This window comes from Pseudomonas sp. (assembly GCF_037994325.1).
GTDB lineage: Bacteria > Pseudomonadota > Gammaproteobacteria > Pseudomonadales > Pseudomonadaceae > Aquipseudomonas.
Genome location: NZ_JBBNAH010000393.1, coordinates 1 through 3,148 on the forward strand (window position 1 = coordinate 1; position 3,148 = coordinate 3,148).

The 3,148-nt window shown below is 61.1% G+C and carries 2 protein-coding genes; both read right to left on the reverse strand.

Annotated features, from left to right (window positions below; all coding sequences use genetic code 11):
* Positions 1–75: 75 nt before the first annotated feature.
* Positions 76–1,365 carry an FAD-binding oxidoreductase gene (locus tag AAAB16_RS13340; RefSeq protein ID WP_340663759.1) on the reverse strand — a complete coding sequence of 430 codons (1,290 nt, stop codon included), beginning with the start codon at positions 1,363–1,365 and terminating at the stop codon, positions 76–78.
* 28 nt (positions 1,366–1,393) lie between these two features.
* Positions 1,394–2,776, reverse strand: a complete 1,383-nt coding sequence (locus tag AAAB16_RS13345; protein WP_340663760.1) for a glutamine synthetase family protein — start codon at positions 2,774–2,776, stop codon at positions 1,394–1,396.
* Positions 2,777–3,148 lie beyond the last annotated feature (372 nt).

Sequence of the window (3,148 nt, forward strand, 5' to 3'; positions counted from 1 at the left end):
GGCTGATGCGCACACCGTACGCGGACCGGCACACCCTACGAAAAAGCGCGCCACGGAGGGCGCCAAGCCCACGTCTCAGCGTAAACGCTCCAACATCTGGTAGTACCACATCCCCACCGCCAGCATCTGATTGCCCACCCAATCACCAAACGGCAAGCGGATATGGCTAACCCCGGCAAAGGTGTCGAACTTCTCCATCGAGCCGGTCACGGCGTTGGCCATGATCTCGCCAACAATATGCGTAGTCGCCACGCCATGCCCTGAATAACCCTGGGCATACCAGACGTTCTTCGACAGCTTGCCCAGTTGCGGTATGCGGTTGATGACGATGCCCATCATGCCGCTCCACTGGAACTCAATCTCCACGCCTTTCAGCCGTGGAAATGTGTGTTCAATGGCTGGGCGCAGTTCGCCGGCGATGTTCCGCGAGTCACGCCCGGAGTAGTTGGCGCCCCCACCAAACAGCAGACGTTTGTCGGCGGTCATGCGGTAGTAGTCGAGGACAAAACGGCAGTCGTACACGGCCAGGTCTTGCGGGTTGAGCTTGGCCGCCACCTCCTCGCCCAGCGGCTTGGTGACGACAATGCCGCCCGAGGCCGGGAAGATCATGCCGGCCATTTTGCGTTTTTCCAGCTTGTGGTAGGCGTTGCCGGCGAGGATCACGGAGTTGGCGACCACGCGGCCGTATTCGGTCACCACCACGGGCAAGTCGCCGTGGATGATGTCCAGCACCGGCGACTCTTCAAATACCAAGGCGCCAAGGCTTTCGGCGGCGCGCACTTCGCCCAGGCACAGGTTGAGCGAGTGCAGGTGCATATTGCGTTTGTTGTGCAGGGCGCCGTGGTAGATGGTGGTTTCCAGCAGGCTGGGCATCTCGGCGGCGCTGACGATACGCACGTCATCACCCATGCCGCGGCGCACGGCTTCATCGTAGTTGGCTCTGAGGCCTTCCATATGGCTGGGCTTGTATGCAGCGTGCAGGTGACCGTGTTTGAGGTCGCACTGGATGTTGTATTTCTCCACGCGCTTTTTAATGATTTCGTGGCCGCGCCAGCGCAGGTTCCAGATAAAGTCGTCGACGTCATCGCCGAGCTTGGCGCGCATTTGTTTGCGCATGGCTTCATCGCCCGACAGGCTGCCGGTGACCTGGCCACCGTTGCGGCCGGTGGCGCCCCAGCCGATTTTCTTCGCTTCGATAATCGCCACTCTCAGGCCACGTTCGGCCAGTTCCAGGGCAGTGGAAACGCCGGTAAAACCGCCGCCGATAATGACCACGTCGACGCGTATTTCGCCTTCCAGGCGCGGGTAACTGGTTTCGCCGTTAAGGGTGGCGGTGTAGTAGGAATTGCTGCGTTGGGAAGTCATAGCGGTAATCCAAGATCTGCGAAAAATATCAGGCCTGTTGCAGGTACCAGCGCCAGTCTTGCTCGCCAACCTCGCCCATAAACTGGCGGTATTCGGCGTTTTTCATCGCCAGATACACGCCGAGGAACGGCGCGCCAAAGGCGTCACGGGCCCAGGCGGATTTCTCCATGGCGCGCAGCGTGGTCAACCAATCGGTGGGCAGCACGTCAGTGGCTTGGGCGTAGCCGTTGCCTTCAATGGGGGCGCCGGGGTCGAGCTGTTCACGAATGCCACGGTGAATGCCGGCAAGGATTGCCGCAGCGGCCAGGTAGGGGTTGGCATCGGCGCCGCAGATACGGTGTTCGATATGCCGGCTATTGGCCGGGCCGCCCGGCACACGCAGGCTCACGGTGCGGTTGTCGATGCCCCAGGTCGGCGCTAATGGTGCGTAGCTGTTGGCTTGGAAGCGGCGGTAGGAGTTGGCGTTGGGGCAGAAGAACAGCAGCGAGTCGAGCAAGGTCGAGAGCATGCCGCCGACCGCCTGCTTCAATAGCGGCGTGCCCTCCGGCGCTTCGCTGGCGAACAGGTTATTGCCGTCTTTATCCGCCAGGCTCACGTGCATATGCATGCCGGTGCCGGCGATATGGTCGAAGGGCTTGGCCATAAAGCAGGCAGCCATACCGTGTTTGTGCGCCACGCCTTTAACCAGGCGTTTGTAGCGCACCGCCTCGTCCATGGCTTGCAGGGCGTCGGCGCGGTGTTCCAGGGTGATTTCCACTTGGCCAGGGGCGTATTCAGAAATCGCCGTGCGCGCCGGAATACCTTGGGCTTTGCAGGCAGCGTAGAGGTCGGCGAGGAACGGTTCGATCTGCTCCAGCTCGCGCAGGCCATACACCTGAGTGCTGTAAGGGCGACCGCCGTCGGCGTCCAGCGCCGGTTGTGGGCGACCATGGGCGTCGCGTTTCTGGTCGAGTAGGTAGAACTCCAGCTCAGCGGCCATGACCGGGTAGTAGCCGTCGGCTTGCAGATCGTTGATGACTTTTTCCAGCAAACGTCGTGGGTCGGCAATTGCCGCCGGCATGCCCTCCTCCGGGTGCATGCTGACCTGCACAGCGGCAGTCGGTATCAGGCGCCAGGGCAAACGCGTGAGGCTGCCGGCCACCGGGTACGCACGGCAGTCGATATCGCCGACATCCCAGACCAGCCCGGAGTTTTCCACGTCGTCGCCGTTGATGGTCAGGCCAAGGATGGTGCTCGGTAGCGGCCGGCCAGTTTGGTACACGGCCAGCAGTTCATCGCGGTGCAGCAGCTTGCCGCGCGGCACGCCGTTGTTGTCGATGATAAACAGCTCGAACATCTCGATATCGGGGTTCTGTTCGAGGAAATCTAAGGCGTGTTCGGGTTGATCAAAGCGGGGGCTGGCAAAGCTCATGGTGCTCTCTCTTTTGGCGCCCGGCGCTAAAGCAGCGGGCAGACAGCCGCGCACCGACGAACAGCCATAAAGGCGTCTGTGCTAAGTGCTTAGCGGCTATGCAGGAAACGTGCAGACACGTAGTGGGCGGATGCCCGATCAGAGAGGAGCAGCATCTGGCGGGCGTGCGTGGCGGCAGTGCCACAACGCCCAAAAGGCCAGTTCGATAGGAAGCGAAGTGCTCAATAGAAATGCTCTGTAAACAGATGCTTAGCAGAGTCACACAGGGGCGATGCTGGCTTAAATTCAAATCTGAGTATGTTTAGGTTGGCGCCTGGTAAACATTGTCCCCACACCCGTCGTCCCCGCGCAGGCGGGGAACCAGGCGTGGAG

What these genes read in the sequence shown, in the direction of transcription:
- AAAB16_RS13340 (WP_340663759.1), bottom strand. Translation starts at nt 1,365, where the DNA reads ATGACTTCCCAACGCAGCAATTCCTACTACACCGCCACCCTTAACGGC.
- AAAB16_RS13345 (WP_340663760.1), bottom strand. Translation starts at nt 2,776, where the DNA reads ATGAGCTTTGCCAGCCCCCGCTTTGATCAACCCGAACACGCCTTAGAT.